Source organism: Bythopirellula superficialaquae (assembly GCF_059632245.1).
Genome location: NZ_CP197426.1, coordinates 3,066,692 through 3,090,373, shown reverse-complemented (window position 1 = coordinate 3,090,373; position 23,682 = coordinate 3,066,692). Strand labels below are relative to the sequence as shown.

Sequence of the window (23,682 nt, the reverse complement as noted above, 5' to 3'; positions counted from 1 at the left end):
CATGCGGATCGCCCACTTGCTCGCTTCACCATTCTTTGGAGGCCCTGAGCGGCAAATCCTTGGTCTCGCTTTGGCGATGCGAAAACCTCACGAGAGCTTTTTCCTGACGTTTGCCGAGCAAGGGAAAGCCATGCCATTCCTAGACCATGTGTGCGCAGCCGGTTTTGACGGCGTCGAGCTTTGTGAGAATTGGCCTCATTATTTTCGATCTGCAGATGAAATTGCTAGTGAACTAAAGTCACGGCAAGCTGATGTCTTATGCACATCGGGCTATAAGCCCGACATCATTGGATTGCGAGCAGCCCGCTTGGCCGAAATTCCCGTGGTGGCAATCGCCCATGGTTGGACTGGCGCGACTTGGAAAGTTCGCCTGAACGAATTCGTGGACAGGCGGCAAATGCGGAAGTTCGATGCCGTCGTCGGCGTTTCGCAAGCTCAGTCGGATAAGCTACTTCAGTCTGGCATCCACGCAGATAAGGTGGTGACCATACCCAATGCAATCGGCATTCGCGAGCTAAATGCAGTTAACGAGTTGGCACGTAATGCGCTCGAAACATTGTTTCCGAAAAAGCCACGTTTAATTGTCGTTGCAGCGGGTCGCCTGAGTCCTGAAAAAGGTTTTGATAACTTGATAGCCGCTGCAGCTTCTATCAAATTAGAGACGCACGGTGTGGGCTTTGTGATATTTGGTGAAGGCCCATTACGAACTCAACTTACGGAACGAATCTCTCGCAATAAACTCGATGAACATTTTGTCTTACCGGGGTTTAGTTCAGATTTAGAGCAACTATTGCCGTCGGCAGATGTCTTTGTGATTCCTTCTCGTACGGAAGGGTTACCGGTTGTGTTGCTCGAAGCAATGTCAGCTGGTTTGCCGACCGTTGCAACGGCAGTTGGCGGAATTCCTGAAGTCATCGAGGATGGTGTGGACGGATTCTTGGTGCCGCCGAATGATGTTGAACAGCTATCCAGAAAGATTCTTGAATTGCTAGGCAACGCTATATTGCGAACACAATTTCGAGAAGCAGGCCCGCGTAAAATCGCGAAAGACTTCAACACGACTTTACAAGCAGAACGATACAGTGCCCTGTTTAACCGCCTTGTTCAATCATCGTAAGGACGGCATCAGAAGTTCGCGATAAAGTTGGGTCGTTTGGTTTGCTAGTTCTGTGGGAGAGAATTCCGCGAGGGCGTATTGCCGCGCAGCATGGCCCATTTGTTGTCGTAGCTCGGGCGATTTGATCAGCGTTTCGATCGCGTCAGCTAGACCATCGACGTCGCCCCTGGGAACATGTAGGCCCGTCACGCCGTTTTTAACGTATTCAGCTGGGCCGCCTTGCATAGTGACCACGTTTGGTAGTCCTGCCAACATGGCTTCTGCCGCGACCCTGCCAAAGGGCTCTGGCTCAATGGCCGCATGAACTGCGATATCAACTTCAGCCAAAAAGTCGTACACGTTACGCACGTGGCCGCGGAATTCGACGAAATCTTGCAAGTTGAGCTCAGCTGCCAGCATCTTCAGCTCGTTAGCATATTCTTGGTCATTCGCCGGTGGTCCCCCCGCAATAACGCACCGAAACGGCATCGAGCAGCGCTGGCGAACCTTAGCGATGGCAGGAAGAAAGATATGTTGACCTTTCCAGTGGACCAACATGCTATGCATAGCCACTGTTGGGATCTGGTGTTCCGACCGATTAGCAAGTTGATCTTCAGAGGGACCAACAACTGGTTCATAAATGCGTGTGCATTTGTTCGCCGCTAGCCCGAACTCGCGCATGTGTGCACCGACGAAGTCGGAAGTGGCGATATGGTGGGAAAAGCAGGTTCGTTTGAATGCTAGGCGGCTTAGCTTCTCGGGGTACTCAAAATGTTTTTGATGCGAGATGGCTGGAACGCCTGACTTGCGAGCTGCGAGTCCGGCACCAAGATTGAGCGTTACGCTATTATTAGCGTGGACTAAATCAGGTTGATAATCGGCAATAGCCTGTCCCACGGCTTGCGACCAAGGCTTAACGACATAGCGATAGTATTGAATCAAACCCGGGAGCCAATGGCCAGGATGGGGCGGCCGTTCGGGGATATTAACAACTCGATACGTCAGTTCGGGCGGCATCTCGATGTAGCGGGTTGGGTCGAAACTCGTCAACAGGATAGGTTCCACGTCTGCCGGCAATGCAGAAAAAAGGTGGAGCAGCCCTGTTAATGATCCCCCAAAACCGTAAGCAGCTTCAACGTAGAGAACACGCACCGAGATTACTCTGATCAAGAAAAATATTTGGCTAATAGCCCTATGATATCCCAAAAAAGCGCCAATCGCTGCACAATTATTTGCTACTTACCTTCCAGCACTTTGGTGACCTGTTTTGCAACAGTGGTGGTCATAAGTTGTGCAGCTTCGTCATCCATGTGATAACCATCGGGGAAATTCTCGGGTTCCAGGCCGGTGAGATTCCGGACATCGCGGAAAGGGATATCGTGAGCCCTAAGTAGTTGTTCCAAGCTTGGCTCAAGTTCATAGTTTTTGCCAACAGGGAAGGCAAAAACAATAAGATCAATATTTTTGGCTTCAACCAACTCAATCAATCGCTTCAATCGAAGATAGGTTGGGCTCGGTTTAATTTCTACACCTTTGGGATTGTCTGGCCTTGCAAGGGAAGAGTTAATGACCCCAGCCGTCTGTCGGTAGTAAGGCAGTAAGGAATCCAGCAGTCGTTTTTGTACTCGTTCTGCGTTAGCGTAAGAGACCCACAACTTTGCGAGAATATATTCAACCTGTTGGTCGAGGGTTAGCTTTTCTTGTTGAAACGTTGTGTGCATAGTACTCCAGTCGGAGAAGTTAGCCGCTAGTCTTCTGACATCTACGGATGATCGGTCTTGCAACTGATCTTCAGCAAAGCAAATTATGAGTTGATCTAACTTTTTATCCGGCAACTCGAAAAAATGCAGATACGCATAGAGCCATTCTGTTACGGCTGTATCATCGGGATAGATTTCCTCGACGACAACTGGTCGAGGACTTTTCAACTGCTCTTTAAATTGATTGATATCAATTCCATTGCGAGTTATGGAATTTCCCAGAAACAGTATGCGAGTTCCTTGGCTATTTGACAGGCGTTCAACGCTTTTTGGAATCTGTTGGATATGCACGATATCTTGAGATAGGTGGGGGAGTAAGCTGCGCAGGGCGATCTCTGCCGTCACAAGTACGACAAGCACGACGCCCCAAACCTTCCATTCCGACTCAGAACTGAAAGTAGATGAACTCATGTTTGACTATAGGAGGGAAGAAGATCAACATTAACACGAAATAACTATAAACCATGGCACGCCAGGACCAATGGACTTTCAGTAAAGCCAACATGTCGCCTGTTCGTTCCACCCAGAATTCAAATAGCAGCAAAGGTCCTGCAAATAGCAATATTTGACCTATTCCGGTCCACGCTAGCGCAAATCGCTCTGGATAGGAACCGATTTGGAGCCAAGTGGAATCGCAGGTTATTTTTGCAAGCATTGTGAAAGCCTGTTCGATATTGACTGCTCGAAAGAAAATCCAGCCAATACAAACCAAGTGGAACATGAATACCATCAGAATGTTACGTGATAATCCCCACCGTTGTGAAGAAATCAAAGGGCGTAAATGTTGCTCAAAAGGTCGATAGGCACAAAGCAGTGCACCGTGAAAAATTCCCCACCAGATATATGTCCAAGCAGCTCCATGCCAAAGCCCTCCCAAGACCATAGTGATCATGAGATTATAGTAAGTTCTATGATTACCCAGCCGATTGCCACCCAGCGGAATGTACAAATAGTCTCTTAGCCATAAGGACAGGCTAATATGCCAACGGTGCCAGAAATCACTGGGAGTGGCCGCAAAATAGGGCATGCGAAAATTGTACATCAGTTCGAAGCCCATGAGCTTGGCAACACCTTGAGCTATTGATGAGTAGCCTGAAAAGTCGCCGTAAACCTGCATAGCAAATGCATAGGTGCCGATCAAGCATTCAAAGCCACTCAACTGCTCTACCGGCGTCGCAAAGATAGCTTGTGCAAAGCTTGCCAAATTGTCGGCGATGACAATTTTCTTAAACAAGCCAATCGTGATGTGGTAGAGGCCTTCGGTCCAGCCATCGCGTGTCACGCGCCTGGGGTTGGCTACCTGTGGCATCAACTGTGTATAACGCTCGATCGGGCCTGCGACGAGTTGAGGAAAAAAACAAACGTACAGAGCAAAATCGAGCAAGTTGCGAGTCGGCTTGATTTCCCTGCGATAGACGTCGATTGTGTAGCTGATCGATTGAAACGTGTAAAACGATATGCCCACGGGAAGAAGTATGTTTAGGATGGGCAGAGAGTCTTCGATGCCGACGAAATTTAACAGTGTGTTTAGCTGAACGGCAAAAAAATCATAATACTTAAAGAAACCTAGCAATCCCAAATTGAAACAAAGCGATAGCGCTAACATGGCCCGTCGGCGCGAAGCAGAGAGGCTGGAATCAATGATGAGGCCTGCCGAAAAATCAACGGCAGTTGATAACCAGATCAGCGTCAAAAAGCGCCAATCCCAACTGCCATAGAATATATAGCTGGCAATTAGCAGCATGATATTCTGGCCGCGATGCCGCAGCACTGCATAGAGCAGCAGAACGCAGGCAAAGAATACCCAGAATGTGAAAGAATTGAACAGCATTTGGTTGCACGAATGTCAGGGACTCACGATTACAGATTGAACCGTTTGACGGTGCTTCGTCTTCCAACGAAAATGCTGTAATGGCGCCACGGCCCATGGTTTAAGTGTCGCATAATTTGGATTCACTTTGTAGACAGCAATAGTATGAGAGCCGTCATTAAGCAGCTTACAGAGCCTTCCCTGAGAGAAGATCCGACGGCAACTCTTTTGCAGAGTGATTCCGCTCAGCATACACCATTCGTGTTGCTGACGATTATGCTTGCTTTGTTCGTTTTGCGACCCTGGGACATGATACCGATTTTGGGCGCAGTTCGTCCGATGATGCTGATCACTGCCTTGACGATCACCGCGTTTATCTTGAGCCGTCCGGTCATCGAGTTTTGGGAGGTACGTCCTGCGAAGTTGCTCATCGCTTTTCTCGCGATGATCTGCATCTCGGTGCTGTTTTCTTATTGGCAATCGCAAAGCTTTTCGATTGCTACGGACTACATGAAGCAGATCGCACTCTTTGTTTTGATTGTCAACCTGGTCAAGTCGCTCGACCGACTGAAGATTTTTATTGGAGTTTTCGTAGCCGCCTGCGCCTATCATGGTATAGCTGCCGTGATCGACTTTTCGGGCGGTAGTGGAGAGCGCTTGACCGGAATCTCGGAGCCTTATTTTGGAGATCCGAACGATCTTGCTTTGAGCTTGGTCATGGTATTGCCCTTGGCATGGTGGCTGAGCACAATCGTCCAGTCGCAGTGGCCGCGACTGGCCCTCTATGGAGCGATGCTGGCCATGATTGCGGGAATTGTTGCCACGCAGTCGCGTGGCGGTCTGCTCTCTTTGGTTGCGGCAATATTCATACTGATTGCTTGCCAGGGACGCCAAATGTTGGGGAAATTGGCTATTATCCTTGTAGCTGCGATTGCGTTTTCCGTAATTGTTCTGCCGTCCGACGTTTTTGAGCGATACCGCACGATTACGGAATACCAAAAAGACGAAAGCGCAATGACGCGTTTGGCCGTCTGGACGGCAGGCTTTGCCATGTGTGTAGACCATCCCCTCACCGGCGTGGGCGCGGGGGCATTCGAAAGTGTTTATGGACAACACTATATCGATCGCAAAGGGGCCGGAAATATTTGGCGGGCTGCTCATAGTTCGTATGTCGAGATTGCAGCCGAACTGGGGGTTATTGGCATCATTTTGTTTATTGCAATACTTTCCTGGGCGGTCACATCGCTCTTACAATCTCGCCGTGTTTTGAATCAACTGTTGGCATTTGTTCCTCATTCAACAAAGATTCTTGCCGAACAATTGCAAATGCTAGACGGAGCATTACTCTCGTCAGTGACAGGATTTATTGTTGGAGCAGCATTCCTCTCGCGTGGTTACGATATGATTTTTATGATCATTCTTTCACTCATTGCGGTTGTATCGCGTTGCTCTGCTATTTTAGAGGCAACGGTCTTGGAAACTCAATCAAGGACATGATTGAGGTTTGCTGAGTCAGTTTTAACGACTGTTGTTGCCTAGCTTGCCTTCATCACCTGGATCAATACTCGCAAAATTGTGCGCTTCAACCTGCCATTGATTGTCTCTGACAGGAAAGATAGGTTCGCAGTAGCTTTGCTCAGCCTGGTGGACCAACATGGCCATTTCGAAGGCAGTTACAAAATAGTATTTGAACTCGGGAAATTTCTGCGCGTGTTTTTGTAATGAGCGATAAAAGTCGCGCATCGGCGTACCGAGCAATATTTCTTGGTTGGCTTCGTCACAGCCGTGTGTATGAATCTTGATAAATTGCCATTCTGGTTGACCTTCGACACTTATACTCGCTTGATGCCATAACTTGAATCGATGCCAATTAGCAGCCCTGATGCCTTGCAAATCGCCATTTTCAAGGGCTGGCAGTATTCCCCACTTCTTGTTCTGCCAATCCAGCATTAAAGGTCCCTGAATCATTAGCAGTGCGTTTTTGGGAGGTCGTTGACCACGTTTAGCTGCCACACCCGAGTCGTGGGATTTTGATTTTACGGCATCATCGACTGCATAATAAATTGAATTGATAGTCTTTGTTTGACACGGATCAGGGGCCGCGGGAAGGGTAAAATCAGCGTAACAACCCGTTTCGTTCAGTATACTAATCTCGTTGTTGACCCCACACCAGTGACCTTCTGGATGAGAATTGTCGAGAGCCCAATTCCCATGGACAAACCCATAGCCGATCGTGTCATCGCTGCATTTACGCAACATGCCGTGTTTGTGATAAAGTGTGTCAGTAAACGTCAGAAGCGTATCACGGAAATTCTCGGCAGAGTCATTGTCGTGATGAACTTGTACTTCGATATCACCAAAGCCTGCGCGGCAGATCTCGGCAACGCTCTCGACTAGCTGGGGTTGGTATTGTTCTGCCGCATAAAAAAAGCTGTGTTTGCAGGATTGGCTACGAGAATCTTCAAACTGACTGGCAAGGTTTGGATACAAATCGGACCAGCGTTGAACACGTTCGCGATGTAATCGCTGCGAAGAACTGGCAAACATTGGTTCAAAATGGTCCGCAACACAAATGAAAACATGTTGCGGGGAGCTTAAGTTTGGCGCGGATCGGTTACGTAGTAGTTGAAGTACAGTGGGTAAGGATAATCCTCGGATTTTCATATCTCAATCGACGAAGATTAAAGGTCGTTTTGTTCTGAAGATTTAGTTGCCGGATACGAACCGGTTTCTGCAGCAGCTTCTGCTGATCGATTAGGTTCCAGGCTTGTCTTCTTGCTAAACCTTGCCAGGTATAAGCCCTTGAAGGACTTTTCATCAACCAAAGTACTAAACTTAGAACACCACTGCGCGACCTGTTGAGGTACGTCGTCCGACCAAATAGGTGACACAACAACCCAGTAGTCATTTAGATTGTTGATGGCCTTATCGTAGCCCGCATTTTTCCATGTCTGGCCATCGTTTCCAAATTCCTCAAAGAGTTGAATGTAGGGTTGATCGGGCTGGAAATATTTAAAAGTGGTTACACCGATATCTTCGTAGAACACAATTGGCATCTGCGGCCCGTTTGAGGCAATATACTCATGCAAGCTTCGCCAATCATCTTTCTGCACTTCCGTGAACATTCTGACAAGGGAAACACACGTCACAATTGCGAGTAGAACCGCAGGCATCGCTCTCACAAAACCTCCTTGTCGCAGGAGTTTCACAATTGAGTAGGCTACGACAATCAATAACGTGGGCACGATAAAGCTCACATATCGTGCATTGAACATTGACATATAAATTCCCGACACAGCGACGGCGATCAAAAATACTCCGCTGCTCGTAAGAAATGCGAACCAAGGAGCGCTCCGATCTTTAAGAAGTTGAATGCAAACCGGCAGCCAAATTCCTGCGATAACGATGAGTGTTCCTAAGCCGAGCCAAAAAACTCCGTCCTGTTTCCATACCAGCGTACGGTCACCAAAGACAAACACGGGGAACGAGAGAGTTTGCAAGAAGGAATTGACCGCAACTTCTTGGACGATACTAAGTTGTGTCAAAAACAGATTGAGTCCGGGGAGAAACGCCAGAGCGATTACTAAGTAACTCAAGAACAAGCGGCCAACCGTCTGCTGCAGCGAGTCGCGCATGCCCCATAATATGAGGCAGCCCAAGACGGCCAGGAAAAAGAACGAGTAATAATGAAAATGAGGCAACAACCCACAAGTGATCGTGAAGCCAACCCAACCTTGCTTACCTCTGGTGCGAACAATATCATTTGCGTACATCGTGGCGAGAACAGCAAACAAGGCAAGCAGTGGATAGACGCGCGCTTCCCGACTTAAAAACACCATGGGGGGACTGAATGCTACCAATAGGGCAGCTAGTAGACTCACTTGTCGATCCCCTGTCATTCGCGAGGCGGCTAACCAAGTAGCAGGAATGACGAGTGTTCCGCACAGCGCCGAGAAGGCTCGCGCGCTTTCAATTTCAAAGCCTACTTGCTCACACCACAATCTCAGCAGCGCAAAATATCCGAAAGGATTGCCTGGTGTCAGCATTTTGCCTGACACAATGTCAGCCAGCGATGCCGAAACCATATCTAGGGTACATGCCTCGTCGTACCACAGACTTTCCCAGCCGAGCCCAAGAAATCTTATCGCCCCTCCCAGGCATACAATTAGCAATAGCCACCATCCGTCGCGATAGGCGACGGACGATGGCTGGGCAGAATCATGCTTTGTAATCGTGTTGTTCACAGTCTTGCCGTACGGAGAACTAGGAAAAGTTCCTTAGCAGCAGCCTTTTCACTTGCGTTAATTAAGCCTGAGAACCACAACAGGATTGGGGCTGCCAAAACGAGGAGGGATTGAACAATCGTGGCAATTCCTATCGTACTTGGAGCAAGAACCTGGCCCAAAAGATAAATAGCCAAAAACAGCCCTGTGACGCCAAAAAATCGGCCATATTCGAAGGGCAAAGGAAAAATCGCATTGGCGGCCCACCAAATCACTACCACTCGCAAGAATTGGCAAATCATCGTCGCATAGGCCGCCCCTGCGATCCCCCATCTCGGAATCGCCCATAGGTTGAAGACCACATTCAGTAGGGCTGCAATGCCGTTCAGTGAGCTTATATAGAGCGGTTTCTTTTGTTTATGAAGTCCAATCTCCGCGGTACTCGCGAGGCCTCCCGCCAGGGCAGCAATAGTCAGTGGGGTGATGACCACGATTCCAGGCTCATAAACTTGTGCAATGAGCAGACGTGACAAATCATCGCCAAGCATTGCCAACGCTAAAGCAAAAAAACCTGCCCCAATTGCAAACCACAGCATTCCTTTTGCGATCAAGGGCTGGCCTTCTTCGTGGTGCATATTGCGAAAAGCGAATCGTTGCCAACCAAAGATAAAAGCAAGGTTCACGAGTTGCATAGCACCGGCAATTCTTTCCCCTACGCTGTAAAAACCAACATCTTGAAGGGGATGAACAGAAAGGGCACGAATCAGATATTTATCCGCGACTATCATGATGTAGTATGAAATCAGCGCTGGAACTAATAAAATTCCATAAGATGCGATTGGCTTAACCAATTCTCGTTTTAGCTTGATGCTTATATCGGGCATAGCTACAAACAACAGGAGAATAACAGCGATCAATCGTCCTAAGGTATCACTCAGGACCCAGCCCCAGGCTCCCATGCCTTGCAACACGAGGATAATGGCCGTTGTTCGTAAGATGATGGAGCTACAGATTACAACAAGGAAGTAAGACCAGCGTCTACCATCAGCTTGAAGGCGATTACTCGCCACGGAATCGAGAACTTGAATCAGCATCGCTGCAGCAAGTGCAAGCGTTAATGCCGAACCTTCGATGCCAAAAATAAGTTGGTTAAGTTGAGTTCGGAAGAACCAGAAAAAGGGCAGAAGAAATGCCCAGTAGCCGATAGCGAGTGATACCGACGTGTTTAAAACGTGCAATTGGCTATCGGAATCCTGAGCCTCTGTGTAGTAACGAAAAAATCCTTGATGGATCCCCAGCGAACCAACGATGAACAGAATATGAGCCGTTGTTGTGAATAGGCTCATGATGCCGTAGTCCTCAGGCTGCAAAATTGCAGTCATAATCGGCAGCAACAAGAAGCCGATGGCACGGTCGGCGATGCTGGCCATGCCATACACCATCACGTCGCCCAAGAGTTGGCGCAGCGAAATCTTCTGCGGCGCTTCTCGCTCGCCGTTGGGCGGACTAGCAAGAATGCTGGCGGTGCCAGATTCGGCGACTACGCTGTCGGTCATGGGCCAATTGTCTCAGAAAAAGACTTTATTATACCTAGACTTGATCTGCTGTTGCTGGCGAAGAGGGTAGCGAAGACCAAATCCTTCCCGAGCGTCCGAAAATCCAATACCAAAATGCTAACCAAGCGGCAAATTGCAGCAGCAGAAATGAACCTGCGATTGAAAAAAGGCGATTTTTTGTGCCCAATGGTGTGAGCATTCCTAAGACACCGACGACCAAACACCCTACCAGAGCGAAAAATAGGCCTCGGTAAATGCCGTTCTCAATAATGGCACTGCTGGCAAGCATGATCAGTAATGCCCAGGGCGCGATCAGTCGCATGATTTTGTGGGATAGAAATTGCCACCACAAGATATTTTTCCAAGGCAAAAGTAGATTTGGATTCATTGTGAGGAGTTGGAAATTGCCGACTAGAGTCCTGACTTTGCGACGCAATTCGTCAGAACTTCTGTCGGGAAGCTGATCAAACGCGATGGCCTCGGGTTGATAGACAACTCGCCAGCCTTGCATCACAACTTGCATTGGCCAATAGACATCGTCCAAAATGATGCCGGCGGGCAATAGTGGTAATAGTTCTTTTCGAACCGCACAGATCGCGCCGGTGACACCGATTTGAGAATGGACTTGTGCTTCATTGGCTCGTAGCCATTTTTCAAATTTCCAGTACATGCCGACACCCGCCAGTTTCCCATCGGATGACTTTAGCACAAGCTGTCCGCTCACAGCCCCAACTCGTGGATCTTGGAAACAAGCCATCAATTCTTGTACAGCATCTTCCTCCCATATTTGTCTCGCATCGGCAAAAATCAAAATCTCGTGTTGAGATTCAGCAGCGGCGTGATTGATCGCTACCGCTTTGCCCAGATTCGTTGGCAATTCGACAATTTTGATTGTAGGGCTAATGAATGTGCGAGCTATTTTAGGCGTGTCATCGGTTGAGCCATCACAAACCACGATGATTTCAGCCAGTACATGCGAGTTCTTCAAGATTCCTGCCAACTCAGTCAAGCGTCGCTTGATGTGCGTTTGTTCGTTACGCACTGCCAAGATGAGCGAGAAACTAGAGGGCAGGGGAGCGAGTTGCGCTAGTGTCTTACGCTTGAATTGAGCGACGAGCGCAATCAACAACGGATAGATTACAAACGTGTACGCGACCGTCAGCGTAGCTGCCCAAAAAATGAAAGCGGGATTCAACATGGTGAAGCAACCATGTTCGTAGAATTGACAGTTTTCTCCCACACGGATTCCAGCACTTGAGCAAGTTTTTCCCAGTCGTAATGGTTTTTGACAACCTCAAATCCACGCTGTGCTGTGGTCGCGGAAAGTGCGGGATGCAACATCCATTGGAGAATCGCTTGAACCATTTCATCAGGTGTATCGGCGATTTGCAAGTCGTCAACTGGAGTTAACTCCAAACCTTCAGCGCCAATAGTTGAGGAAACAACTGGAAGTGAACTTGCCAACGCCTCAAGAATTTTAAGCCGTGACCCACCACCAATTCGTAGCGGTACGACCATCATGCCTGCCGTGGCGAGAAAAGGTCTGACATCGGGCACATTAGCATGTAAGGTAATATCTTGTTGAACTGCAACCTTATCGGCGAGCCAGCGAGGAGGATTTCTACCAACAATTTCTAATTTCACCAAGGGTTGTGTGCGACGAAGTCGAGGCATAATCTCGTCAAGCAGAGTGTTGATGGCGTCTAAATTTGGCCGCCAATCCAAACTGCCTAAAAACAAGAGTTTATGTGGGTCACGAACAGCATGGATCGAAGAGTAATAGTCGACATCGACGCCATTTTCCACAACGTCAACGTGCGGGATGCCAAAGTCCCGTCGCAAAAGATTCGCGTCAATCTCACTCACCGCGGCTACTCGAGTGGCTTTTGATAAAGCTCTTTTCTCAAATCGCACAAACTTCCTCCATTGGCTTTTTAAAATGATACGGCGTAGCAGGTTTTGTTCAGTTTCGTAATATCGCTGCCAAATCAAGGAATCGACGTTATGCGCCGAGACAAGGCTTTTGACATTGGCAGAGCGTGGAAGCATATCGACATAAGGAGTCCATTCAAGCTGCCACAGGTCAACTCGATGATCGCGAGCATACCTTCTAATTGCATCTTTGAATGCGGGGCTATGATGGGCACACGCTGCTAACGGGTCGGCTGCCCACATATGAGTGAGTAGTCCGATTCTATGCCGCCAGGTAGACTTTTGTGGCATCGGCACGTCCGCAAAAACTGTCTCGATGCCGTGGTCGTTGAGGAATTCATGAGCCGCCTTGCCTTCGCCCGAAGCGACACTTCCTCGTGAGAGATAGGTAATCTCATGCCGAGGAGCAAGTTGCAACATCAAGTTAAGCGTGCGAAGTCGCTTACCCGAGTTGACCGGGTAAGTGATATCCCAATCGACGACGACAACTTTCATCCTTGCTTCCCCACACCGGCAGGCACATCGTAGTGGAAGGGTGCATTTCTTATTGAAAGCTGAGATGCCGACTGATTTGCACCGAAGTAAAGCTCGTTGTATTCCCGTGTCATCCGACTTATGTCGAATTGTTCGGAAACTCTCTGATCCGCGGCAAGCGAAAGCCGAAATCGCAGATCGTCGTCGAGCCACAGTCGCTTAATTGCGTTTGCTAGTTCTTCAGGATTCTGGCGTGGAACCAACAATCCGGACTTGCCATTTTCGAGAACTTCAGGTGTGCCTCCGACATCTGTAGCGACAACAGGCACTCCGGCAGCCATGGCTTCCAGAAGCGTTAATGAAACGCCTTCGGAATTGGAAGGCAGCACAAAAACGCGGCCTCGACTCAAGACATTCTCGGGGTCAGAAACCTGTCCTAAGAACTGAACCTTTTCATAAATACCCAAATGATTCGCTTCACGCAGCAATTCAGCATGACAGGGCCCTTCACCTGCAACTTCCAAACGAAGATCAGGCAGACTTTTATGGATCAAGGCGACTGCTTTGAGCAGGGTCGACAAACCCTTTTCAGGACTTAAGCGAGCGATGGCCACTAGGGATTTCTGATTTTCGTCTAAGCTGTGAGACTGAGAACGAATCGCAGACTTAAATCTTTCGACCGAAATGGCGTTGTAGACTAAACGTAAGCGATCCTCTGGAATTCCCTGATTCGCGGCAACGTCACAAGCGTTTCGTGAGACACAAACATAGCTCTGCACGAGCTTGGCAGTATATCGAATCAGCTTTAAACGCCGCGGCGTCATGCCTAAGTTTTGACCGTGTTGCGTATGGATGACCCGTTTAATTCCCATCATCCGTGCCGCTGGAGCACCATAGATGAGGGCGCGTGCATCGTGTGTGTGCACGATGGCCGGATGTATGCCGTGAAATATCCTGGCCAGTGAGAAGATCAAACTAGGTCGGATACCGTTCGGTCGGTGTAGGCAAACGACCGGCCATCCCATACGTCGAAGTTGAAGCCCGACCGAACCGATCGAGCCCAACGAAATGAAGAATAGCTGTTGAACCCGCGGATCAGTTTGTTCTGCGATCTCAAGCAGAAGGCGTTCAAGCCCACCCATGTCCAGGCCGAATGACACATGGACAATGCGTTGTGGCATTGTTTCCTGGACTGTAACTTGACTGGGCACCACTTACCCCTGCATTGTTAGGTGCTAATTAGCCAAGTATGTTTCGAAGAGTCAGAATCGGCAAGCGAATCCTTGATATTGATTGATTCAGAATGTGATAGAGCACCCGTTGACTGTGTATTCAATTGCAGAACAGGAAGTTTTGAGGGTTCTCTGAAAATGTAAGACAACTTGGCCGAACGTTCGCGTGGCATGGCAAGCATCTTGAGAACAGTGCAGATTGCGATACGGAAATCCAGGCTTGGTTCGGCAGTAAAAATATACTCCAGATCAAGCTCAATTTTGCGACGCACGCAGTCAGAAGTTTGATCCGCAGGCAGATTGACCTGGGCGAGGCCTGTGACGCCCGGGAGCACGGCAAGGCGGCATGCATATCCTGGAATTTGTTCAATGAGATCGTCCACGAATTCAGGACGTTCAGGTCTGGGGCCTATAAAGGACATTTCCCCCTTAGCCACATTCCAAAGTTGCGGCAATTCGTCAAGATGCAACTTGCGAAGATACCAGCCAACAGGCGTAATGCGTGGATCATCTTCCGACGCCCATACCGCACCAGACCATTGCTCAGCATCTTCGTACATGGAGCGCAGCTTAACGATCTGGAACACTTGACCATTTAGGCCAACGCGTTCCTGCCACAGCAGGGCAGGGCCTTTCGAGGTCGCGCGCACAATCGCTACAAGCGACATTAAAAGTGGGCTGAGTAGAATTATACCCATCCACGCCAACAATCGTTCAGACCATCGCTTTACAAACCAGCGATGATAGCCGGGCGCAAATAGAACCAAATTCCGTGCCGCTAGCGGCGGTATTTTGGCGTCGGTTACTGAGGTTGGTTGAGTCGAAGGTGGGTGAGCGTGGTGTCTTAACCGCTTGGTTCGCAGAAAAACCTCCAAAGGGCATCAATTCAAATGATGCCATGCCTAGAATCTATGACTGGATATGATGCAAATCTTTGCCGTCGGTGTCCGAATCCCATCGATAAATCTAACTATTCTGACCAAGTTATTTGTAGGAATGTTGGCTGTCAAGCAAGCTGAAGATTCTGTAAGGATTTTCCGGATATTTGCATTAATTCTGGCCATATGCCCAGTGCAGTCCGAAAAATCTACCTTTCAAAGGTCTAGTCGTAGCTTCCTTGACGAAAAAAGCCTTCTTTTTTACGCAGATAGTACGTTTTACGCAACCAATCTGGATGACGTAAAAATATACCGACTTTATGAATTATGCCATTCGAACGGGCTAGTTTCATGCCGGTTGTACTAGTCGTACCTATTTTACTTGACGCAGGAGCGTCGATGAGAAGATTTGTCGAGACAGGGATCTCACGTGTTTTTGACGCATTAAGCGTGACATGAATGAGCAGTTCAAGGATGCTTGGGATTGCTTTGGGAGTGATAGCACAATTTATGCGCCTTGGAAAAACTCCATATTGGCTCGGTCGCTGGAGTGTTTCCGTAGCAACCTTCAGTGTCTTCACTTTTTGCGGGGCTCGACTGGCATCTGTCGACGCGTCCACGTCTTTGTTTGCGCCTCCTGATGCTGTACAAGTAGTTGAACATTCAACGGATTTTATCCCACTGCCTGCGGTTGAGGATGAAGGCGAGCCCGACATCTTTCGGGTAGCAGAGCAACCTGACTTATTTGCTCCCCCAGCCCCAACAACTCCATTGCCTGCGATTGAGCAGTCAGAGCCAGCCGTTGCATCACCAACAGAAGTCTTGCCTGCGCCAACTCTCCAGGATTCAAATACTCAATTGCCGGGAGGCATATTCAATCCCCCATTGGGGATCGATCGCCCAAGTATCTATTCTTTGTCACTCGCCGAAGCCGTACGAGTTGGTTTGCAACAGAGCAAAGAAGTGATCGTGCTAGGCTATACTCCATCAGTTGATGAAACTTTAATCCAAAATGCAGAGTCGTACTTCGATCCCATACGGGGTGCTGCGGCCTATGGCGGACGTTCGGACGTGCAGGTCCGCAGCTTGATTCAGTCTTTTGGGTCCACGTCAGACTTTTTGGACACGAATTTTTTACAGCCTTTCAATCAGCCCAACAATCTGTATTTGCGGCGTAACACGGTGAGTGGTGGACAAGCAGAGCTTGGATTCTCGACGGATTACGAGGATTATTTTCCGCCGGGTGATCAATTGATCGTTAATCCTGGCTGGGATTCCGCCCTGAATTTCCGTTTCGATCAGCCATTGATGAAGGGTCTAGGAAGCGCCTCTACGCTTGCGCCTTTGAAGATTGCCCAAGCGAGATTTAAGGAATCACGATTTACGTTTATGTCACAGATCCGCGAGCTTGCTCGAGATATTGAGTTTGCGTACTGGGAATTTGCGAGTGCTGAGCGAAGTCATCGGGTAGCTAAGCAGTTGCTCAATCAAGTGGAAACCTTGCTCGATGAAGAGTCGCAACGCGTGCAGCTTGGTCAAAGTGCGTTGCCCAACATGTTGCAAGTTAAGTCACTTTATGAGGAATTCCGCGTCCTCGAGATGGATCAGGCAAAAATACGTGATATTGCCGAAAGTGAACTACGGCAAATCATGGGGATAGACATGTGGACGCCTGGTGAGTCACCTCCTCAGCCAGAATTGCTCAACTTAAGCGGCTTACCGTTAGCGGCTGCTGATGAAGGCGAAACGGATTCGGCCTTACGACCAATCACAGAGATGCTGCCCTATGCATTGCAGCGGCCTGAGATTCTGGCTCAGCGGGCCGTGATTTCCGGTGTGCAGGCCGACTTATTGCGGGCACGAAATGATTTGAGGCCGGATCTTTCGGCCCGTGTTGATTACTCTGTAACGGGACTCGATCAAAATCTCGGGCAATCCATTCGCACGATTGCTAGACACGAGTATAACACGTGGGCAGTTGGCCTGATTTATGAGCGACCATTTGGATTGCGCTCGGCAAAAGCAGATTGCGAGCGCGCGGAAATTACGATTTCTCAAGAGATCGCACGACTCAATCAGATTGAGTACGACATTTCGTCGACACTGCGCCGAGCAGAGGACAAATTAAAGTCGGAAGAGGAGATCCTAGCGGGTCAGATTCGTCGAGTAGCTGTCGCCCAAGAGCAGCTTGATGCCTACAGTGCGCTGTACGAGGAGGGACGAGTGGATATTTTTCTATTAGTCGAATCGGAGCGGACTTTGGCGGCAGCCAAGCTCCAGCTGGTCGAGTCTTGGCGCGATCGACAACTGGCCGTTGCCGAACGAAATTTTCAGGCGAATATTACCTCGCCGGTATTCGAATTTGCGAGCGATGAACAGTAGCTGCTTCTCCGATAGCAGATTGCGCCCCCCTACAATTGATCCAATCCGCACATTCGGCACCAGCAGAAGGTCGACTCGTTCAATTCGCTTGCCTCTCTACCCAGTTCTGATATGCTGGAAAAATGGATTTCTAGCCGGTGATCATCGACCAAGATGCGTCGTGGATTTGGCAAACTAGCCGCGCGGTGCGTTTAACAGGATGAAGTAACGTGCTGTCCGGCGAAGCTTTAATCGCGAATTGATGGACAGCAATCTCGTTTCCAATTTTCCACAGCGACCCATTCAAGCAGGTGCGTCTGTTGGCCTGCAAAAGACACTTGAAGAGACCCTGCGCGGAATGCTGCGCTGGAAGAAGTATCTTGCTCTCTCGGTGATTATAGGTGTCATTCTCGGTTTGGCAGCAGCCTTTCTGTTGGAAAACCGTAGGTACGAGTTTCATGGAGCCTTGCTGTATTCGCCAAATGAAATTACGGCGCCTTATTACCGACCACCATTGCTCGGAAATTTAATTCATGCCATCGATACTCCTGCGATGCTTGAGCAAATTAATCAGCGTTGTCAGCTAGGATCAGATCTGTCTGAGCTAAGACGCAACGTTTCGGTTGAGCTCGTTCCTAGTGGTGATACCCTTGTTATTCGGGTGATTCGCCCGGATAAAGAAGAAGCAGAGCGAGTCCTTCGTACGGCGATGTCTTCCTTTGCAGAGGAATCTCGAAAAATCAGCAAACAGGCAATAGGCCCGTTTGTTAAAGAATTCCGTGCCAACTTTGAAAACGCGCAAGATTCCTATGAACAAATTGATGCCCAACTGCAAGCTTTTCTCGAAGAGCATAAACTCAAATCGTCAGAAAGTTTGGAATCGGGACTGACGGCATTGCAGGGTTCAGTGACGGAGCTCGACTTTGAACTCGAGATGGCCAACATCGAACTTGCCGCGGCTCAGTCGAAAAGAGATCGGCTTAAATCTTTAGAAATTCCGATTGATGATAGTCTCCCTGCCAACGAGCAGGTTAAGCGAACCAAGACTCTTCCCAACGGTGCTACTGATAGTGATAGACGTCAGTTCCTGCGTGACCAAATCGCCAAAGAACAAGAAGACTCTTCCTACGCAGTAAAATTAAGCGTCAAGGAACGGGAGCTTGAACGGGTTAAGAAGCTACACGGCCAAGGGCTGATTAGCGATGCCGAGAAGGAGCGGATCGAAGGCGAACTCGACATATTGCGTGCCGAGCAGAATGTGCGTGTTGAACAGCTGCAAGGCAAACTTACAGAAGTTGAGCAGCGTCTGGCACGCAGGCTTGTGGGTAAAGGGGGAGATGAAACAGATGAATTGGTCATGCTCGCAGGGTTTGCCGAGGAGCCGCACTTATTCGATCAATCACTCGCATTGCTTGAACTCGACATTGTCGGGGCTAAGCACAAAGTTGATGGTCTGGGCAAAAAATTAGCAAGCAAAACGCAAGAACTTGAGCAATTGGCGGATTTGCAAAAGCAAATTGCTCCGTTGAAAGTCTCATTGGCACAAGCAGCCGATGAAACCCACCGCATGCAATCGTTAGCGGACCAATTCAATCAAGCTTATAAATCAGAAGTTCATGAGCTGAAAGTCGTCCAACCTCCTACTCCCACGATTGACGGAATACGGTCTAACGCCAGTAAATTATTTGGTGCTGCCTTGATTGCCACAGTAGGCTTGTTAATCGCACCTTTGTTCTTAATCGAGTGGCAACGGAATAATCGAAAGACGCCGGCTAATGTCGCTCGGGCATTCGGAGTTCCTTTATTAGCTGATCTCTCACGCAACAAAGTTTTTGGTGAGCATATTGCTTCGGCGGCTCTACGCATTCAACGTCAATTGCCCGAGCAGCATGCTACGTTGCTTGTGATTGGATGCTCGGGCCGGACGCGTCTCCTGGCGGAGGCGCTAGCAAAGTGCGGCGAATCAGTTGTTGTTGTTGATTTGGATGGAGAAATTCCCAAGAGTTCCGAACGATCTGAAGTGAGAAAAATCAAGTACACGGGTGTAGATTTAGCTGGCGAAGTATCGCCAGGGGCTTCCAGCAACGCAGATGATGTAAAACTGTCAGGAGTTGGAGATTATTTGCAAGGAGAAGTGGCATTTGGAGATTTAGTAGTTCGTTCTACAACCGTCCACAACCTCTGGTATCTTGGCCGTGGCCCAATGATGGTTCCAGACCAGCTTATGGACCAAAATCGAATAGCTACCCTGCTTGTTGAACTAAAAAAGGCTTATTCGATAGTCCTGGTAAGCGGAGTTCGCCTTGGGCAGCATTTACGCCTCGAATGCTTGGTTGACCATGCAGACCGAATAGTTGTCTGCAGTTCCGAGGCCGTTTTGGACCAAGAAGCAGTGGAAGCGGCCCGCGAACTAATTATGATGGATGGAAAAGTCCTGGGTATCATTGCATAGCTACTAGCTAGCAAATGGTTTCCTAGGACAAGACCATCCATTTTCTGTGATGCTCTAAAAAAGTAATGATGTTTTATTCGGTTTAGCTTCTTGTCGGGCCATATGCAATTAACGATCGATCAAGCTGCTTCGGCAAAGACCAGTGATTTCACAACTGGAGATCATCCCTGCGCAATCGAGATCAATCGCATCTCAGTTGTTGTGCCTTTGTACAATGAGCTCCACGGCTTGAAAGGTCTGCTAGATAGACTTAATGCCTTTCAACAGGCCAATGGATTGGATGCCGAGTTGGAATACGTTTTTGTTGACGATGGCAGCAGTGATGGTACAGCTGAGGAACTTCAACAACTTGTCGGCTCACGCCCCGATTGCATCGTACTCAGTCATCAACAAAACCAGGGCATTGCGAGTGCGATAGCCACTGGGCTGCTTCATTCCACGGGCGATTGTGTTGTATCAATTGACTCGGACGGATCGTACGACCTTGCACTGTTGCTACCGATGTTGAAACAGTATGCAAACAATGTTGATATTATCGTAGCATCACCTTATCATCCTCGCGGTCGTGTTGAAAATGTTTCGGCCTGGCGAATCGCTTTATCGAAATGTGCTTCACAGATGTATCGTCTGGTCATGAAGCAGAAGCTTTACTGCTATACGTCTTGCTTTCGTGTTTACCGTCGGGAACGCTGCAAGAGTATTACCACCCAGGACTCACGGTTTGTTGGTGTGGCGGAATTCCTCTGGCAAGCAGATCTTGCCGGGCTAAAAATTGTTGAATATCCAGCCATCTTACGTCCTAGGTTAATTGGCAAATCCAAGATGAAGCTTGTTCGGGCGATGCTGGGCCATCTGCTTTTGATGGCCCGAATTGGACGTTCCCGCTTGCTTATGTCGGCCAATGTTCCTCAGGCGGTTGCTCGCCCACAATCTGAAATATCCTAAGTCTGCTGTTTCGTATCTTTTGAAGGACACCTATGAAGCTTTCTGCCAATCCTTTACCCAAGATTCAACTTCCCTCGGATCAAGATGCCACAGGCCGTGATTTGGGTGATGATGAAATGGTTCAGTTGGGCATCGCCATTGAGAGTGGTACGCTCAACAGCACTAAGGGCAATCTCGTCAAGCAATTTGAACGCGAGTTTGCTGAACGTCTTGGTACTCATTACGGCTATGCGTGTGCATCCGGCAGTGCGGCCGTTCATTGTGCGATTGCGGCGATTGATCCTGAACCTGGGGATGAGATCGTCACGACTTCCATTACCGATATGGGAGCCATCACGCCAATTCTCTATCAGGCAGCAATCCCAGTATTTGCTGATGTCGATCCGCTGACCTACAACATCACTGCGGAATCGGTTGCTTCTGTGCTGAGCGAGCGGACAAAGGCTATTGTCGTCACGCATTTGTTTGGTAATCCCGCCGAGATGGACGGCATTTTAACACTTGCTCGCGAGACAGGCATCCCGGTCATCGAGGACTGTGCACAAGCTTTCGGAGCAACTTACCAAGGCAAAAAGATTGGTACCTTGGGTGACATTGGCTGCTTCAGCTTGCAACAAGGTAAACATATCACCACCGGTGAGGGTGGGATCGTTACAACCAGTGATGCTGGCTTAGCACGACGTATGAATTTATTCATCAACAAAGCCTGGGGCTATGGCGACCCGAATCCTGACCACTATTTTCTGGCGTTGAATTGCCGAATGAATGAGCTAACAGGAGCTGTAGCTCTCGCCCAATTGAAAAAATTGGATGGTTTCGTAGCGCGGCGTGTGGAAATCGCACGACAGATCGGCGAGGGTCTAGCTGGCCTAGAAGGAATTGAAGTTCCCGTCGTGACGCCTGAATCCCGGCACACCTATTGGAAATATTGCTTGCGGGTTGATTCGTCGAAATTTGCTGGGGGCTTGGATGAACTCGCGAGTCGACTGAAAAGTCGCAATATTTTCTGTGCACCCCGGTATATTCAAAAACCAGCTTTCGAGTGCGAAGTCATCCGCGATCAACGTACTTTTGGAGATAGCCGCTTTCCGTTTAATTTAGCGCGGTCAGAAGCAGTAGATTATTCGAAAGACAAGTTTTCAGGCACTTATGAAGCATTAGCAACAATTCTCGTGCTGCCATTAAACGAGCGTTATACTTCACAGCACGTGCAGTATGTTGTCGAATCGATCCGTCAAGTCGCCGAAGAACTAAGCGGAGATCTATGATGGAAAATTCACCTCGACTTAGACTGGGGATCGTAGGCGCGGGCGCGATAGCTCAATCCTATGTAGAAGCGTGCTCGCAATCGAAGCATTTTACGTTGCGTGCTATTGCCGATATTCGAATTGAAGCTGCTCAAGCATTAGCTGAGACGAGTTCGTGCGCAGCATTCACATCTGCAGAGCAGATGATGGCGGAAATGGAACTGGATGCAGCGCTCGTTGCTACGCCTCCTGTCACTCATCGTGACGTCTGTTGTGGGTTGATTGATCATGGATTGCATGTTTTATGCGAGAAACCTCTATCGATCGACACCGAATCGGCGCGCCATATGATCAATGCGTCGCGGCAGGCCAATCGAGTTTTTACCATGGCGTCCAAGTTTCGCTATGTGGCTGACGTCGCACGAGCGAAAGCCATTATCGAATCAGGGGTCATTGGTCAGCTTGTGCTTTTTGATAATGTTTTTACTGGCCGCGTGGATATGTCGCAGCGCTGGAATTCCAATCCAACGATTTCAGGCGGAGGAGTGTTGATCGACAACGGCACGCATTCCCTCGATATTACCCGTTACTTTCTAGGCGAACTCGCTGAAGTGCAGGTGATCGAGGGGCATCGAATTCAAAACTTGCCCGTCGAAGATACTGTAAAGCTTTTCGTTCGCAGCAAGTCAGATGTATTAGCAAGCATCGATCTCTCTTGGAGCGTGAGCAAAGAACAACCCTATTATCTTTCCATTTACGGTAGCGCTGGCACATTGCTTGTAGGCTGGAAAGAGTCAAAATACCGACGAGCCAGTGATTCTGAATGGACTGTGTTTGGCAACGGTTACAGCAAAGTAGGTGCATTTACGCGGCAGCTTGACAATTTTGGCGATGCGATACGAGGCACTGATACGTTGATGGTGACCCAGGACGATGCCCTGGCTTCAGTGCAAGTCATTGAAGCGGCCTATCGTTCAATGGCTAAAGGCGCTTGGGAGCCAATTGCAACAGCTGCCTCGGTTGCGTAACCCGTCAGCCTTCGAAAATGAATGCATTAGAGCTATGAACGACACTATCCGCATTCATCCCACAGCAATAATTGAGGACGGAGTGGTTCTCGGGCCGGGGACTTCGGTTTGGGACAACGTGCATATTCGGCACGGTGCTCATCTCGGGAGCGAGTGTATCGTTGGGGAAAAAAGTTACATCGCCTACGATGTACAGATCGCTAATCGGGTGAAGATCAATGCCTTTGTTTACATCTGTTATGGCGTCAAGATCGAAGACGGCGTGATGATCAGCGCGGGAACGATTTTCACAAATGACCGTTTTCCTCGTGCGTGTACACCCGATCTTACTGAATTATTGTCTTCTGACCCTGACGATAGTACGTACGAAACACTTGTCAACGAAGGTGCGACAATTGGTGCCCGCTGTGTGATTGGCAGTGGATTGCGCATTGGCCGATTTGCGATGATAGGCATGGGAAGTGTTGTCCCCCATACGGTGGAAGACTTTCATTTGGTTCTCGGAAATCCTGCGAGGTCAGTAGGATGTGTCTGTCGCTGCGGCCAACCCCTGGAAAAGTGGTCAGCAGGAGAGTTAGTTAGTCTCGGCACAATAGCCTGTCAGCGGTGCGAACGCAGTTATTCAATTACCCACGGTATTGTCACGGAACAACTGGAGATAAACTCTGTGGCTAAGCAGAGGCATTAA

General features: G+C 48.9%; 18 protein-coding genes. 8 read left to right on the top strand and 10 right to left on the bottom strand.

All coding sequences use genetic code 11. The features are described 5' to 3' along the window. Position 1: 1 nt before the first annotated feature. Complete coding sequence (locus tag SH678x_RS12590) at positions 2 to 1,117, top strand: glycosyltransferase family 4 protein (RefSeq protein WP_496918802.1); 1,116 nt, start codon at positions 2 to 4, stop codon at positions 1,115 to 1,117. On the opposite strand, the gene SH678x_RS12585 is transcribed toward SH678x_RS12590, so the two are convergent. The 3 genes from SH678x_RS12585 to SH678x_RS12575 all read right to left on the bottom strand — a co-directional run bounded on the left by SH678x_RS12585 (position 1,109) and on the right by SH678x_RS12575 (position 4,687). After that, entirely contained in the window at positions 1,109 to 2,248 is a 1,140-nt protein-coding gene (locus SH678x_RS12585; RefSeq protein WP_496918801.1) for a glycosyltransferase, read from the bottom strand. The two genes, SH678x_RS12590 and SH678x_RS12585, sit on opposite strands and share 9 nt — an antisense overlap. Positions 2,249 to 2,331: 83 nt before the next feature. After that, a complete protein-coding gene (locus tag SH678x_RS12580; RefSeq protein ID WP_496918800.1) occupies positions 2,332 to 3,267 on the bottom strand; it encodes a hypothetical protein in 936 nt (311 codons plus the stop codon). Further along, a complete protein-coding gene (locus SH678x_RS12575) occupies positions 3,242 to 4,687 on the bottom strand; it encodes an MBOAT family O-acyltransferase (protein ID WP_496918799.1) in 1,446 nt (481 codons plus the stop codon). Before SH678x_RS12575 ends, SH678x_RS12580 begins: the two co-directional genes overlap by 26 nt. 144 nt (positions 4,688 to 4,831) lie before the next feature. Here SH678x_RS12575 and SH678x_RS12570 point away from each other — a divergent pair, with 144 nt between their 5' ends. Next, complete coding sequence (locus SH678x_RS12570; RefSeq protein WP_496918798.1) at positions 4,832 to 6,163, top strand: O-antigen ligase family protein; 1,332 nt, start codon at positions 4,832 to 4,834, stop codon at positions 6,161 to 6,163. A 21-nt stretch (positions 6,164 to 6,184) separates the two neighbouring features. Here SH678x_RS12570 and SH678x_RS12565 read toward each other — a convergent pair whose 3' ends face one another. From SH678x_RS12565 to SH678x_RS12535, 7 genes are all read right to left on the bottom strand, one after another. Beyond that, positions 6,185 to 7,213, bottom strand: a complete 1,029-nt coding sequence (locus SH678x_RS12565) for a hypothetical protein (RefSeq protein WP_496918797.1) — start codon at positions 7,211 to 7,213, stop codon at positions 6,185 to 6,187. A 134-nt stretch (positions 7,214 to 7,347) separates the two neighbouring features. Further along, a complete protein-coding gene (locus SH678x_RS12560; RefSeq protein ID WP_496918796.1) occupies positions 7,348 to 8,910 on the bottom strand; it encodes a glycosyltransferase family 39 protein in 1,563 nt (520 codons plus the stop codon). After that, positions 8,907 to 10,445 (bottom strand): lipopolysaccharide biosynthesis protein, encoded by a 1,539-nt coding sequence (locus tag SH678x_RS12555; RefSeq protein WP_496918795.1) that lies wholly within the window; start codon positions 10,443 to 10,445, stop codon positions 8,907 to 8,909. Before SH678x_RS12555 ends, SH678x_RS12560 begins: the two co-directional genes overlap by 4 nt. A gap of 34 nt (positions 10,446 to 10,479) precedes the next feature. Continuing rightward, positions 10,480 to 11,643 (bottom strand): glycosyltransferase family 2 protein, encoded by a 1,164-nt coding sequence (locus SH678x_RS12550; protein WP_496918794.1) that lies wholly within the window; start codon positions 11,641 to 11,643, stop codon positions 10,480 to 10,482. Further along, positions 11,637 to 12,797 (bottom strand): glycosyltransferase family 4 protein, encoded by a 1,161-nt coding sequence (locus SH678x_RS12545; RefSeq protein ID WP_496918793.1) that lies wholly within the window; start codon positions 12,795 to 12,797, stop codon positions 11,637 to 11,639. Before SH678x_RS12545 ends, SH678x_RS12550 begins: the two co-directional genes overlap by 7 nt. Positions 12,798 to 12,868: 71 nt before the next feature. Next, on the bottom strand, positions 12,869 to 14,032 hold the full coding sequence (locus SH678x_RS12540; RefSeq protein ID WP_496918792.1) for a glycosyltransferase: 1,164 nt from the start codon (positions 14,030 to 14,032) through the stop codon (positions 12,869 to 12,871). 47 nt (positions 14,033 to 14,079) lie between these two features. Next, complete coding sequence (locus SH678x_RS12535) at positions 14,080 to 14,850, bottom strand: sugar transferase (RefSeq protein ID WP_496918791.1); 771 nt, start codon at positions 14,848 to 14,850, stop codon at positions 14,080 to 14,082. Between the two features lie 585 nt (positions 14,851 to 15,435). Between SH678x_RS12535 and SH678x_RS12530 the strand changes: the two genes are divergently transcribed. The 6 genes from SH678x_RS12530 to SH678x_RS12505 all read left to right on the top strand — a co-directional run bounded on the left by SH678x_RS12530 (position 15,436) and on the right by SH678x_RS12505 (position 23,682). Then, positions 15,436 to 17,343 carry a TolC family protein gene (locus tag SH678x_RS12530; RefSeq protein WP_496918790.1) on the top strand — a complete coding sequence of 636 codons (1,908 nt, stop codon included), beginning with the start codon at positions 15,436 to 15,438 and terminating at the stop codon, positions 17,341 to 17,343. 241 nt (positions 17,344 to 17,584) lie between these two features. Further along, entirely contained in the window at positions 17,585 to 19,774 is a 2,190-nt protein-coding gene (locus tag SH678x_RS12525; protein WP_496918789.1) for a GumC domain-containing protein, read from the top strand. A 102-nt stretch (positions 19,775 to 19,876) separates the two neighbouring features. Continuing rightward, positions 19,877 to 20,719 carry a glycosyltransferase family 2 protein gene (locus tag SH678x_RS12520; RefSeq protein ID WP_496918788.1) on the top strand — a complete coding sequence of 281 codons (843 nt, stop codon included), beginning with the start codon at positions 19,877 to 19,879 and terminating at the stop codon, positions 20,717 to 20,719. 101 nt (positions 20,720 to 20,820) lie between these two features. Beyond that, entirely contained in the window at positions 20,821 to 21,987 is a 1,167-nt protein-coding gene (locus SH678x_RS12515; RefSeq protein ID WP_496918787.1) for a DegT/DnrJ/EryC1/StrS family aminotransferase, read from the top strand. Next, a complete protein-coding gene (locus SH678x_RS12510; protein WP_496918786.1) occupies positions 21,984 to 22,994 on the top strand; it encodes a Gfo/Idh/MocA family protein in 1,011 nt (336 codons plus the stop codon). Before SH678x_RS12515 ends, SH678x_RS12510 begins: the two co-directional genes overlap by 4 nt. A 34-nt stretch (positions 22,995 to 23,028) precedes the next feature. Continuing rightward, positions 23,029 to 23,682 (top strand): acyltransferase, encoded by a 654-nt coding sequence (locus SH678x_RS12505; protein ID WP_496918785.1) that lies wholly within the window; start codon positions 23,029 to 23,031, stop codon positions 23,680 to 23,682.